Annotated in this window: 14 protein-coding genes; all 14 read left to right on the top strand. The window is 40.5% G+C overall.

Annotation, left to right across the window (positions count from 1 at the left end; genetic code table 11):
• Window positions 1–57: 57 nt before the first annotated feature.
• Window positions 58–321, top strand: coding sequence for a DUF1292 domain-containing protein (locus ACNHOZ_RS16985; protein ID WP_013057050.1), 264 nt, complete (start codon window positions 58–60; stop codon window positions 319–321).
• Between the two features lie 152 nt (window positions 322–473).
• Complete coding sequence (locus ACNHOZ_RS16980; RefSeq protein WP_310884458.1) at window positions 474–1,718, top strand: acyl-CoA dehydrogenase; 1,245 nt, start codon at window positions 474–476, stop codon at window positions 1,716–1,718.
• Window positions 1,696–2,469 carry an SDR family oxidoreductase gene (locus ACNHOZ_RS16975; RefSeq protein ID WP_033578975.1) on the top strand — a complete coding sequence of 258 codons (774 nt, stop codon included), beginning with the start codon at window positions 1,696–1,698 and terminating at the stop codon, window positions 2,467–2,469. The genes ACNHOZ_RS16980 and ACNHOZ_RS16975 overlap by 23 nt, the downstream gene beginning before the upstream one ends.
• 19 nt (window positions 2,470–2,488) lie before the next feature.
• Window positions 2,489–4,105, top strand: a complete 1,617-nt coding sequence (locus tag ACNHOZ_RS16970) for a long-chain-fatty-acid--CoA ligase (protein ID WP_447697254.1) — start codon at window positions 2,489–2,491, stop codon at window positions 4,103–4,105.
• 90 nt (window positions 4,106–4,195) lie between these two features.
• Window positions 4,196–4,762: a TetR/AcrR family transcriptional regulator gene (locus ACNHOZ_RS16965; RefSeq protein WP_047750971.1), complete on the top strand. Its 567-nt coding sequence runs from the start codon at window positions 4,196–4,198 to the stop codon at window positions 4,760–4,762.
• 80 nt (window positions 4,763–4,842) lie between these two features.
• Window positions 4,843–5,727 (top strand): 3-hydroxyacyl-CoA dehydrogenase family protein, encoded by an 885-nt coding sequence (locus ACNHOZ_RS16960; RefSeq protein WP_243494628.1) that lies wholly within the window; start codon window positions 4,843–4,845, stop codon window positions 5,725–5,727.
• A complete protein-coding gene (locus ACNHOZ_RS16955) occupies window positions 5,724–6,506 on the top strand; it encodes an enoyl-CoA hydratase (RefSeq protein ID WP_048020918.1) in 783 nt (260 codons plus the stop codon). The genes ACNHOZ_RS16960 and ACNHOZ_RS16955 overlap by 4 nt, the downstream gene beginning before the upstream one ends.
• 14 nt (window positions 6,507–6,520) lie before the next feature.
• On the top strand, window positions 6,521–6,922 hold the full coding sequence (locus tag ACNHOZ_RS16950) for an acyl-CoA thioesterase (protein ID WP_033578978.1): 402 nt from the start codon (window positions 6,521–6,523) through the stop codon (window positions 6,920–6,922).
• Window positions 6,923–6,947: 25 nt separating this feature from the next.
• Window positions 6,948–8,006, top strand: coding sequence for a phosphotransferase family protein (locus ACNHOZ_RS16945; protein ID WP_048020914.1), 1,059 nt, complete (start codon window positions 6,948–6,950; stop codon window positions 8,004–8,006).
• Complete coding sequence (locus ACNHOZ_RS16940; RefSeq protein WP_047750966.1) at window positions 8,003–8,746, top strand: 2-phosphosulfolactate phosphatase; 744 nt, start codon at window positions 8,003–8,005, stop codon at window positions 8,744–8,746. The genes ACNHOZ_RS16945 and ACNHOZ_RS16940 overlap by 4 nt, the downstream gene beginning before the upstream one ends.
• Entirely contained in the window at window positions 8,734–10,512 is a 1,779-nt protein-coding gene (locus ACNHOZ_RS16935; RefSeq protein WP_243494629.1) for an acyl-CoA dehydrogenase family protein, read from the top strand. Before ACNHOZ_RS16940 ends, ACNHOZ_RS16935 begins: the two co-directional genes overlap by 13 nt.
• A gap of 14 nt (window positions 10,513–10,526) precedes the next feature.
• On the top strand, window positions 10,527–11,288 hold the full coding sequence (locus ACNHOZ_RS16930) for an SDR family NAD(P)-dependent oxidoreductase (RefSeq protein ID WP_033579541.1): 762 nt from the start codon (window positions 10,527–10,529) through the stop codon (window positions 11,286–11,288).
• A 29-nt stretch (window positions 11,289–11,317) separates the two neighbouring features.
• Window positions 11,318–12,091, top strand: coding sequence for an enoyl-CoA hydratase/isomerase family protein (locus tag ACNHOZ_RS16925; protein ID WP_205826969.1), 774 nt, complete (start codon window positions 11,318–11,320; stop codon window positions 12,089–12,091).
• 16 nt (window positions 12,092–12,107) lie between these two features.
• Window positions 12,108–13,091: a quinone oxidoreductase family protein gene (locus ACNHOZ_RS16920; protein WP_048020908.1), complete on the top strand. Its 984-nt coding sequence runs from the start codon at window positions 12,108–12,110 to the stop codon at window positions 13,089–13,091.
• Window positions 13,092–13,207 lie beyond the last annotated feature (116 nt).

Genomic DNA, 13,207 nt, shown 5'->3' with positions numbered 1-13,207 from the left:
CTAAAGGGGAATACATGTTAGTGAACGAATAATGAGGTTAAAATAGGAGGGAATACGATGGAACGTATTGAAACGGGAGAGATTTTTACAATTTTAGATGAAAATGATCAAGAGCAAGATATTGAAGTGCTTGGAAAAATGACGATTGAAGGCCACGATTATATTGCCGTTGCGTTTGTGGAAGAAGTTTTAATTGAAACAGAAGAAGAAATTGATGTTTTCTTTTTAAAAATTGAAGATGATGGTGAATGGTCTTCAATTGAAGATGATGATGAGTTTGAAAAAGTATCAGCCGTATTTGAGGAAATGACATCCGCGTAAAAAGAGAGGTTACAACCTCTCTTTTTTTTATTTCTAAATAATATAATATTTAGAATTTTTCTAAAAATATCTTGCTGAATTATTTCCCTTCATTTATGATAAATATGTAACATACCAACCGGTTAGTAAGTAAATGAAAGCGAGGGACTACCGTGTATTTTTCTTACTCTGACAAAGTAGTGAAGCTGCAAAAAGAATTGAGCTCTTTTATGGAAGAGCATATTTATCCAAATGAACGGCTATACGAACAACAGCTGAATGAACAGCCATCTAGATGGTCAGCTGTTCCTCCAATCATGGAAGAGTTAAAAGAAAAAGCAAAGCGAGCTGGGCTATGGAACTTATTTTTGCCAGAAAGCGAATACGGAGCAGGTCTAACAAATGTAGAATACGCTCCTCTTTGCGAAATTATGGGCCGTTCTATTATTGGGCCAGAAGCTTTTAACTGCGGAGCTCCTGACACTGGCAATATGGAAGTGCTGGTTCGATACGGAACGCCTGAACAGAAAGAAAAATGGCTAAAGCCTCTGTTAAATGGAGACATTCGCTCCTGCTTTTCTATGACAGAACCGGATGTAGGTTCTTCTGATGCCACAAACATTCAGTGCAGTATTGTAAGAGAAGGCGATGAATATGTAATCAATGGAAGAAAATGGTGGTCTTCAGGTGCGGGAGATCCTCGCTGCAAAATTGCTATTGTCATGGGGAAAAGTGATTTTAACGCATCTAAATATGAACAGCAGTCTATGATTCTAGTTCCATTAAATACTCCGGGAGTTAAAATTGAACGAATGCTGCCAGTCTTTGGATACGATCACGCTCCTCATGGACATGCTGAAATTCATTACGACAATGTGCGTGTGCCAGCATCCAATATGCTTTTAGGAGAAGGAAAAGGGTTTGCTATTGCTCAAGGTAGATTAGGGCCTGGACGTATTCATCACTGCATGCGTCTAATAGGAGCAGCTGAAAGAGCGCTCGAAGAATTATGTAAGCGTATTCAAAGTCGTTCTACATTTAATAAGTTACTTTCTCAGCAAGGGGTTATTCAAGAATGGGTGGCAGAATCGCGTATTGAAATTGAGCAAGCTCGCTTATTAACATTAAAAGCTGCTTATATGATGGACACAGTTGGAAATAAAAAAGCGCGGAAAGAAATTGCCATGATTAAAGTAATAGCTCCTGCTATGGCTTTAAAAGTCATTGATCGTGCCATTCAAGTATTTGGAGCAGCAGGTGTTTCAGAAGACACGCCGCTTGCGGCACTTTGGGCAAATGCCCGCACTTTGCGCCTTGCCGATGGTCCAGACGAAGTGCACAAAGCACAGCTTGCAAGACTTGAGCTAAAATCCTATCAAGAACAGGAGGCAACCTATGCACATAAAGGATCTGTTTGATTTAACTGGAAAAACAGCTATTATTACCGGAGGAGGCAGAGGATTAGGAGAGCAAATGGCAGAAGGGCTTGCAGAGGCAGGGGCAAATATTGTTCTATGCTCAAGAAAAAAAGAAGCATGTCAGCAAGTGGCTGATCGATTGGCCACCATGGGCGTAAAAACCCTCGCTTTAGCATGCGACATCAGTCAGCCTGAAGATATTAAAAATGTCGTGCATCAAACGATTGAAACATTTGGACGCATCGATATTTTAATTAACAACAGCGGAGCTACGTGGGGAGCTTCGGCTGAAGAAATGCCTCTTGAAGCATGGCAAAAAGTGATGAATATTAATGTGACGGGCACGTTTTTAATGTCACAAGAAGCTGGAAAAGAAATGATTAAACAAAAAGCTGGTAAGATTATTAACATTGCTTCAATTGCGGGTCTTGGAGGAACGGACCCTCAGTATATGGATACAATCGGGTACAACACGAGTAAAGGAGCGGTCATTACGTTCACGAAAGATTTAGCTGTCAAATGGGGACAGCATAATATTCAAGTTAATGCAATTGCGCCGGGATTTTTTCCTACTAAAATGTCAGGTGCGATTATGGAACAAGGAAAAGATTATTTTCTAAGTCAAACCCCTTTAAAACGCTTTGGCTCCGAAGCTGATTTAAAAGGAGCGGCTGTTTTTCTTGCTTCTGCAGCGTCTAATTATATTACGGGCGATATTCTGACAGTAGACGGTGGAGTTCATGCTATGTGAATAAGAAAGGAGTTACTCAATGGAAGACGTTAAAAAATGGTTTACACCTTATCCAGAAGCCTACACTCATGACATTCACATCGAAGATATTTCACTATTTGATATGCTGAAAGAAACAGCCGAACGTTATCCTGCTCACACAGCCACGCGCATGTATCAGCATACGTTAACGTACCAGGAGCTGTACCACTCAGTTCGCGTATTTGCAGGAGCACTGCAGAAAAAAGGGATTAAAAAAGGAGATCGTGTAGCAATTATGCTGCCAAATTGTCCGCAATATATAATAAGCTATTTTGGCATTGTAGCAGCGGGCGGCATTGTCACTCAGGTCAACCCCATGCTTGTCGAACAAGAACTAGAGCATATTTTACACGATTCCGGCGCAAAAAAAATAATTCTACTCGATGATTTTTATACGAGACTTCAAGAGATAAGGAATCGTGTTGAGATAGAAGAAGCGATAACCGTCAGCTTGCAAAAACCTTTTGTTCCTACAGCACCAGACCTTTCCTTCTTAGATTTTCTAACCATTAAGCATGAATTTAATCAGCCGGTCATCCATCCAGCACACGATATTGCTGTTCTTCAATATACGGGAGGAACGACCGGACCATCTAAAGGTGCGATGCTTACACATACAAACATTTACACAAACGCAGTTCAATCATACGAAATATTTAAACATGATATTGAATTAGGAAAAGAAAAATGCTTAACCGTTATTCCATTGTTTCACGTATTTGGCATGACTTCCTGTATGCATTTATCAATTCTTTGCGGAAATGAAATATTGCTATTGCCGCGTTTTGATTTAGAAGAAGTACTAAATACAATCAAAAAAGAGCAGCCTAGTATTTTTCCTGGAGTGCCAACTATGTATGTCGCGATTACCAATCATCCGCAGGCAGAAGAATACAATATCGAAAGTATTCGCATCTGCAACAGCGGCAGTGCGCCAATGCCTGTTGAGCTGATGAAAGAGTTCGAACGAAAAACGGGTGCTAAAGTGTTAGAAGGGTACGGCTTATCAGAAGCGTCCCCCGTTACCCATTGCAACCTGCCGTTTTGTGAACGAAAGCCAGGCACAGTCGGACTTGGCGTTCCGCAAACTGCTTATAAAATTGTAGACGTGGCTACAGGAACAAAAGAACTGCCAAGAGGAGAGCTTGGAGAAATAGTGATTAAAGGCCCTCAAGTTATGAAGGGCTATTGGAATCAGCCTGAAGAAACAGCTCACGCGCTTAGAAACGGCTGGCTGTACACAGGAGATATTGGACAGATAGACGAAGATGGTTATTTATCCATTGTTGATCGCAAAAAAGATATGATTATTGCGAGTGGTTTTAATGTATATCCTCGAGATATTGAAGAAGTTTTATATGAGCACAGCCACATTAAAGAAGCCGTTGTCATTGGCGTTCCGCATCCTTACAGAGGAGAAACAATTAAAGCGATTTTGGTAGTGAAAGAAGGAAAATCTCTTTCTGAAGAAGAGCTTACTTCTTATTGTCGACATCATCTTGCAGCTTACAAAATTCCGCGAATCTTTGAGTTTCGCGCTGAGCTTCCTAAGACCAATGTAGGGAAAATTTTACGAAGAGCACTGCGAGAAGAAGTGGTGAAAAAAACGATGTAAAGAAGCTGAACATAAACAAACTTTTTCAAAAGCTCCCTCTAAGCCATGGTATAATTTGTGAAAATGAGAAAAGACAGAGAGGGTTTGACGATGAAAGATTTGATGATGGAACGAAGCATTCAGCTTTTTGCTCAAAAAGGTTTCAAAGAAACATCTATTCAAGATATTGTAAATGAATTAAACGTCACAAAAGGAACGTTTTATTATTATTTTAAAAGCAAGCAAGAGCTTTTAATGGATATTCACCTTCAATATATTGAAAGATTAATAGAAAACCAAGAGACGATTCTTGCAGATAAGACAATATCTTATCCTGAAAAGCTGCACAGCATTATTTTTAAACTTGTTCATGATATTGAGAAAGAAGGTCTTCGAGCTAAAGTGTTTTTTCGAGAGATGCGTCATTTGAGTGAAGAACACTTACAGCAAATCATTCCAAAGCGCGATTGTTTTAAAGAAAACGTACAGGAAATTATTGAAAAAGGAATGGAAGCAGGGCAGTTCCGTTCAGATTTGCCTTCAGATATCGTAACGCTAGGCATATTAGGAATGACAAATTGGAGCTATTTTTGGTTTCAGCCGGATGGTGAGAAGTCAGATCGAGAAGTTGCGGCTATTTTTTATAAGATGTTAATGAAAGGTATTCAGTCACAGTAGCTGCTAGGCTGGACAGTGCTCGTAAAAGGTGGGAAAGTATAAGCTCTTTCTCTCCTTTTATATTAAAAGGAGGCTATAACATGAATAGTAAAGATATACAGCGTATTGCTGTCATTGGCGCAGGACAAATGGGACATCAAATTGGTATGCTTTGTGCACTTGGAGGATATGAAACAATTATTCAAGATATGAATGAACAATCACTCATTGAGGCGAAAAATAAGCTGGAAGCAATTATAGACAAGTGGGTTCACAAAGGCAAAATCTCCTCTGATGCTAAAGAAGTCGCATTTCAAAGGTTGTCTTTTACAAGCACATTAAAGGAAGCGGTTTCAAGTGCTGATTTTGTGATTGAAGCTGTTGTAGAAAAGTTAGATGTAAAACAAAGCGTCTTTAAAGAAATAGATGAGTACGCACCAAGTCACGCCATTTTAGCATCGAATAGTTCAACAATTGTTAACTCGCTTATTGCAAGTGCAACAAACCGTCCAGAGCAAATCGTTAACATGCATTTCTTTTTTCCTCCTCTTGTAATGGACTGCGTAGAAGTTGTGATGAGTGAAAAGACAAGTGAACAAACAGCTCAAACGACAATGGAAGTTTGCAAGCAAATTAATCGCACAGCAGTCCTTCTGAAAAAAGAAATCTCAGGTTTTATTGCCAATCGAATTTTAGGAGCGCTGCAAAAAGAAGCCGTTTTCCTTTACGAAAATGGATACGCAGATTTTGAAGACATTGATATGATTTGCAAAAAAGCGCTCAATCACCCGATCGGTCCTTTTGAATTGATGGATCTCTCAGGAATTGACGTCGGATATTTTGTGATGCAGCAGCGCTATAGCGAAACAGGGGACCCTGAGGACAAGCCAGCTGCGTGCATAGAAGAAAAAGTTCAAAAAGGCGAGCTTGGACGCAAAACAGGAAAAGGTTTTTACACATACCACACACAGGGAGTGAAGCAATGATGAAAAAATTTGTACGTATTGAAAAAGAAGAGAAAACAGCTATTGTAACCATTGATAATCCGCCTTTAAATGTAATGAGCCAGGCTGTTGTGCAGCAGCTTGAAGAAACGTATGAAGAGCTTAGTAAAGATCCTGATGTCATTACAATCATTTTAACGGGAGCGGGCGACCGGGCGTTTATGGCTGGAGCTGATATTAAAGAATTTCCACAGCTAATGGGACAAAGCGGTATTAAAAAAGAGTTTATGAAAACCCATCGTGTTTTGCAAAAACTTGAAAACATTGAAAAACCAACAATTGTCGTGTTAAACGGTTTAACGTTTGGGGGAGGGTGCGAACTTTCACTAACCGCTGATATACGCATTGCTGAAGAACATGCTCAAATCGGTCTTCCGGAAGTGAAGCTCGGATTGTTTCCCGGAGGCGGCGGAACTCAGCGTCTTCCGCGCGTAATCGGCGCATCTAAAGCTAAAGAATGGATGTTTGCCGGCAGTCCTGTTTCGGCGGAAGAAGCACTTCATGCAGGCTTTGCCAATCATGTAACGCCTAAAGGAAAAGGGCTCGAAAAAGCAAAAGAGCTGGCTAAGAAATTTAACCGTCACTCTCTTCCGTCACTTTCTCGAATTAAGGCAGCGGTAAACGAAGGAATGAATCGTACACTATCTGAAGGTCTTGAACTTGAGGCAGAGCTGTTTGAAGAAGTCTTTCAAACAGAAGATATTAAAGAAGGAGTATCAGCATTTATTGAAAAGCGTCCCGCTGTTTTTTCACATAAGTAAAGGAGGAGAAAACCATGTATGAAACACAGGTCAAAGTGCGTTTTTGCGAAACAGACGCACTCGGTCACATTAACAATACGAGCTATTTCATTTATTTAGAAGAGGCACGCATTGCTTTTTTTGAAGAAATGGGAGCATCCATGCATACAAAAAAGTGGGAGTATATTTTAGCGTCTACTAAATGTGATTTTGTTGCGCAAGGATATTTTAATCAAGTGTTAACGATTAAAACCTTTGTATCTAATGTCGGCAATAAAAGCTTTACAATTGGCCATGAAATTACCGACAGCAAGACGGGATCGCTGATTGCTAAAGGAGAAGCTGTCATCGTGTACTTTGATTTTGATGCACAAAAAAGCGTTTCTATTCCAGCGGACATTAAGCAGTTTTTGATGAATTATAAAGTAGCTGTTTAACTATAAAAAAGCAGGTGGTAAAAGAATGTCACAAATCATTCCTGTACGAAAAGGAGAGGAATTAAACACGGAAAAACTGCATCAGTTTCTCCGTGTTTCGATTCCTGATTTACCTAAAGAGCCTCTTTTAATCAAGCAATTTGGATCGGGTGCGTCCAATTTAACCTACGCTCTTTCAGTCGGAGAATGGGAGGCGGTGTTGAGACGCCCGCCATTTGGGCCAGTTGCGCCAAAAGCGCATGACATGGAAAGAGAATACAAGATTTTATCTGTTTTATCGAAATCTTTCCCTCTCGCTCCTAGGCCGTATGTGTTTTGTGAAGATGAAACGGTGGTCGGGAAACCCTTTTTTTTAATGGAGCGAAAGCACGGTGTTCTCATCGACACAGCGTTTCCAGAAGACGTGAAAGGAACTAGCGAACTTTGCCGTCGTATTTCAGAACAAATGGTAGATGTCCTTGTTCAGCTTCATGACGTTCCTTATAAAGGTACGCTCCTTGAAGAAATCAGCAAGCCTGAAGGTTTTTTAGAACGTCAAGTACACGGCTGGATTCATCGTTATGAAAAATCAAAAACAAGTGACATACCGGAAGTAGAAGCACTAAAGAAATGGTTGACCACACACATCCCCACTTCACAGCATTCAACCATTATTCACTATGATTATAAGCTTAACAATACGTTATTTTCACCGGATGGAAATAAAATTGTAGGATTATTTGACTGGGAAATGACAACCGTTGGAGACCCGCTTGCTGATTTGGGAGTGGCGATGAGCTATTGGATGGAAGACAGCGACCCTGAACTTTTAAAAAGAGGATTGGGGAACCCACCTGTTACTGTGCAAAAAAGCTTTTATTCCCGTCGAGATTTTGTGGAAGCGTATGCTAAAAAAAGCGGACGAGATGTGTCACACATTGACTTTTACCTGAAGTTTGCGTACTTCAAACTTGCTGTCATTTGTCAGCAAATTTATTACCGTTATAAAAAAGGCCAAACAAATGACAAACGGTTTTCACAATTTGGAGAGTATGTAAAAACGCTGATTATTCATGCTCTGCATACAGAACGCGGGCATATATGAAAAGAAAAGTTCACGTAATACTCAAAAAAGAAGAGCTTCTTGCCAAAAAGCTAGAAGGAAAAACGGTCGTTATATTTGACGTCTTATTGGCTACTTCAACAATTGCGGCTGCTTTACAACAAGGAGCAATAGAGGTTATTCCCGTAAAAAACGAAGAAGAAGCGCGCAATAAAGCAAAAACGTATAAGCCTGACGAAATTGCGCTTGTAGGCGAATATAGAGGGAAAACGATTGAAGGCTTTTTTGATCCAAGCCCCAGCACGATAAAGCAGCATGTTCAAGATAAAACGGTTATTTTGTCCACCACTAATGGAACGGTGGCCATTCATAACGCTGAAAAAGCAAAACATGTCTATGCAGCTTCACTGTTAAACGGAGAAGCGGTTGCCAGTGCTGTTTGTCAACCAAGTCAAGATGAAACTGTTTTATTGGTTTGTTCAGGTTCATCCGATCGCTTCTGTCTAGAAGATTTATATGGAGCGGGGTACTTTATAAGCTGTCTTCTGCAACTAAAAACATTTTATTTAACGGATGCTGCAAAAGCCGCACTGCTTTTGTATAAGGCTTATGAGCATTCATCTGTTGAAATATTGAAACACTCAGCCGTAGGAGAAATGCTCACTCAGTATGGCTTTCTAGACGAAATTGGCTTTGTAAGCCGGAAAAACGTCTATTCTGTAGTTCCTAAGGTAGTGAAGAAAAAGCTAGTAAACGGGGAGGAAATGATATGTCTGAAATGAAAACCGAAGCAAAAGGCGGATCATTTTTACTAAAAAAAACATCTGCGCAGCACGTCTATACACCTGAAGACTTAACGGATGAGCATCGTATGATCGCTCAGACAGCAAAGCAGTTTATTGAAAAAGAAGTCGACCCTTACCACAGTGACATTGAGCAGCAAGATTTTGATAAAGTAGTAGAATTGATGCACAAAGCAGGCGAACTCGGACTTCTTGCTCACAGTATTCCAGAAGCATATGGAGGACTAGGTCTTGATAAAGTAAGCAAAGGACTCGTCGGTGAAATCATCGGCCGGACAAGCGGATATGGAGTCGCTCATTCTAATCATACATGCATTGCGACACTTCCTATTACGTATTTTGGTACCAAAAAGCAAAAAGAAAAATACTTGCCCAAATTGGCAAGCGGTGAATATATTGGCGCCTACTGTTTGACAGAGCCAGAAGCTGGTTCTGATGCTCTTGCAGCCCAAACAAAAGCCGTATTAAATCCTGAAAAAACGCATTATGTATTAAATGGAACGAAGCAGTACATTACCAATGCTGCCTTTTCAGATACGTTCATCACATATGCAAAAGTAGACGGAGAACATTTTACCGCTTTTATTGTAGAAAAAGATTTTGAAGGACTGTCTCTCGGGCCAGAAGAAAAGAAAATGGGGATTAAAGGGTCGTCTACTCGCCCGGTTATTTATGAAGATTGTTTAGTACCCGTAGAAAACGTACTTGGACAAGTAGGAAGAGGTCACTTAATTGCGTTGAACGTCTTAAACCTTGGACGTTTTAACTTAGGTTCTGCATGTATGGGCGCAGCAAAATATGCGTTTGAACTTGCTTTAGGTTATACAAAAGAACGCAAGCAGTTTAAAACAGCTATTGCGGAATTTAACGCTTCAAAAGAAAAAATAGCAAAAATGGCGGCTCGTATTTTTGCATCTGAATCTATCCAGTACCGTACAGCTGGTTTACTAGAAGAGGCGCTTGGTGGACTATATGAAAGTGAAAATCATAAGTTAGTAGCTAAACAGCTGGCTGAATTTGCAATGGAATGTTCAGTGTGTAAAGTGTATGGATCGGAAACTCTTGATTTAATTGCCGATGAATCGCTGCAGCTTCATGGCGGAGCAGGATTTATTCAAGAATATAAAATCGAACAAGTATACCGTGACTCACGCATCAATCGTATTTTTGAAGGTACAAATGAAATCAACCGCCTTTTGCTTCCAACTCAGCTTCTAAAAAAAGCAGGCAAAGGAGAAATAGAGCTGAACAAACGAGTAGAACATGCCGTTAGTGAATTGATGAGCGGTCAGTGGGAAATATCTTCAAATGAACTTCTAGCACGAGAAAAGCAGGCTGTTATTACAACAAGGCATTTATTTCTTGCATTGCTAGGAACAGCATTCCAAACGTTTCAGACAAATCTAGCGCAAGAACAAGAAACGCTGATGAAACTAGCAGAAATTGCTATTGGGCTATTCGCTATGGAGTCATCTGTGCTGCGCGTGGAAAAAGCTGTAACCAGAAATGGAGAAGAAAAAGAAACGTTAAAAAGCAAGCTCACAGCAACAGTTGTTAGTGAAACGCTCTTTGAAATTGAAAAGCAGGCTCGACAATTAATAAACGGGATGTTAACGGGTGAAAAACACCGACAGTACCGCACAATTCTTGGAAAATGGATGAATGATTTGCAAAGTGAAGGAGAGTTCATGCGCAATCGAGACATTGCCCGTGAATTTATCGACAGCGGACGATATGTTGTATAAGGAGGGGTATTATGATGCGTTTTGAAGGGCAAATAGCTGTTATTACAGGAGCTGGAAGCGGCATTGGAGAAGCGACCGCTCAAAGAATGGCGAAAGAAGGCGCTCGCGTCATTCTTGTGGGGCGAACGAAAGAAAAACTAATACAGGCTGCATCCGCTATTGACACACGGTGTGAACGAAAATGTACAGATATTTTCCCAGCTGACGTAACGAAAGAAGAAGACGTCAAAGAGCTTGCTGAGTTTATAAAAGAAAAGTACGGACAAATTCATTTATTAATTAATAACGCAGGCGGATCTGTTAATTCCACAATCAAAGAAACAACGCTTGAACAGTGGAAACAGGTGCAGGACGTCAATTTAACAAGCGTATTTCTTGTAACAAAACATTTGATTCCTTTTTTAACTGAAGAAATAGCAGAAAATCGCTCTATTGTTAACATCGCTTCTCTTTCAGGACATAAAGCAGGTGCGCAAATCCCCCACTATAGCGCTGCTAAAGCTGCTTTAATCAACTTTACAAAAGCAATGGCATTTGAATTAGCACCTCACGGAATCAGAGTAAACTCTGTGTCTCCTGGATTCGTAGAAACACCTTTAACACAGCCTGGACTTGAAAATGAGCGCTTCACTAAGGCAATCGAAAAAAATACGGCTTTAAAACGTGTAGGTAAACCAGATGAAATTGCAAATGTTATTGCTTTTGCAGCGTCTAAAGAGGCATCGTATATGACGGGAAGTGATTTATTAGTAGACGGCGGGTGGCTTATCGTTTAATGCAAAGCAAAGAGGAGGAAGTCGAAATTATGAGTGATTTAGTAGTAGAAAAGCAAGGGACTATTTTATCTTTAACGTTAAATCGACCGGATCGTTTAAATGCATTCAGTGAGGAAATGATTGAAAAGTTAACAGCTGAAATAAAACAGGCACAAAGCGATGAGTCTATTAAAGTGGTTATATTAAATGGAGCGGGGCGCTCGTTTTCTGCCGGAGGCGATGTAAAAACGATGGGTCAAGCATCGGGAGCTGATGTTTATGAACATATCGGCCGTTTAAATGAATGTATTTTAGCGATGCAAAATCTAGAGAAGCCAATTATTTCAGCAGTTCATGGGTTTGCAGCAGGAGCTGCTTTTAATTTAGCTCTCGCTTCTGACTTTATCATCGCATCACAAGAAAGCCGATTTGTATTAAGCTTTTCTCAAGTGGGATTGATTTCAGATGGAGGAGGTCTTTACTTTCTCACAAAGGTCGTTGGGCCCCACAAAGCTAAAGAACTGCTATTTTTAGCAGAGCCTCTGGATGCCGATACGGCTTACAAAGCCGGTTTTTTGAACCGTGTAGTGCCGTTAGATCAGTTGAAAGATGAGGTTACGTCTTTTGCAAGCCGTTTATCACAAGGGCCAACGAAAGCGTACGGAAAAATGAAAAAAATCGTCAACGATTCATTCCATTTAACGCTAGAACAAGTGCTTGAACAAGAAAGGCTAACGCAAGTTCTTATGGTAGAAACGAGTGATCATCAAGAAGGAATATCTGCATTTAAAGAAAAAAGAAAGCCACTATTTCAAGGGAAATAAGAGGGGGATATAAAAGATGAAAGCTATTCAATTCACGCAGTATGGAGGGCCTGATGTTCTGCAAGTTATCGATATTGCACGCCCTGTACCTAAAAAGAAAGATGTGCTCATTAAAGTTGCGGCAATTGGCGTTAATTATGCCGACGCTGCGCGGCGCGAAGGAGCATATGTAGTCGAAACGCCGCTGCCTTTTATTCCAGGCTCTGAAGTAGCAGGCGAAGTGGTTGAAGTAGGCGAGGATGTACAAGGGATAAAAGTAGGTACAAAAGTCGTGACACTGCTGGGATCTAATCGAGCAACAGGATACGCTGAGTACACGCTGGCAGATTCAAGAGGCCTTATTCCGTTGCCGGAGAATGTGGATTTAACACAGGCCGTTGCTTTGCCTCTTCAAGGACTAACGGCTTATCATATTTTAAAAACAATGGGTCGCCTTGAAAAAGGAGAAACCGTCATCGTTCATGCAGCAGCAGGCGGCGTCGGAACCTTAGCTGTTCAGCTTGCGGAAATTTTTGGAGCTGGAAAAGTTATTGCTACAGCGAGCTCTAAAGAAAAGCTTGAGCTTGCAAAAAATCTTGGAGCCGACGAAGTGATTAACTATACAGAAACAGGCTGGGAAAAACGGATTTTAGAAGTAACAGAAGGAAAAGGAGCCGATATTATTTTAGAAATGGTAGGAGGGCATATATTCTATGAATCTCTTCAATGTCTTGCACCATTTGGGCGCCTCGTTTTTTACGGCATGGCTAGCGGAAAACCTGTAAAGTTTAACCCTGCTCGCCTGATGGAAAAAAATCAGTCGGTTCTCGGCTTTTTCTTACCTCAAATGATGGCAAAACCAGCACTTTATCAGCAAAGCCTGCATGAGCTATTAAACTACGTGAATTCCGGTCAGTTAAAATTAATGCTGGGCGGTACATTTTCACTTGAAGAAGCAGCACATGTACATCGTCTGCTTCAAGGAAGAAAAACGACCGGAAAATTAGTGTTAGTTCCTTAACAAAACAGCTTCCGTCTCTAATAGGGATGGAAGCTGTTTTAGTTTAAAAAATTGGCTTTCGCCTGCCAAATTTTTAAAAACTGCTTAATAATTTGGCATAAAAATCAGTACTTTTT

It is taken from the genome of Priestia sp. D51, assembly GCF_053345675.1.
The sequence above is the reverse complement of the archived record's forward strand: the minus strand, read 5'-3'. Positions and strand labels throughout refer to the sequence as shown.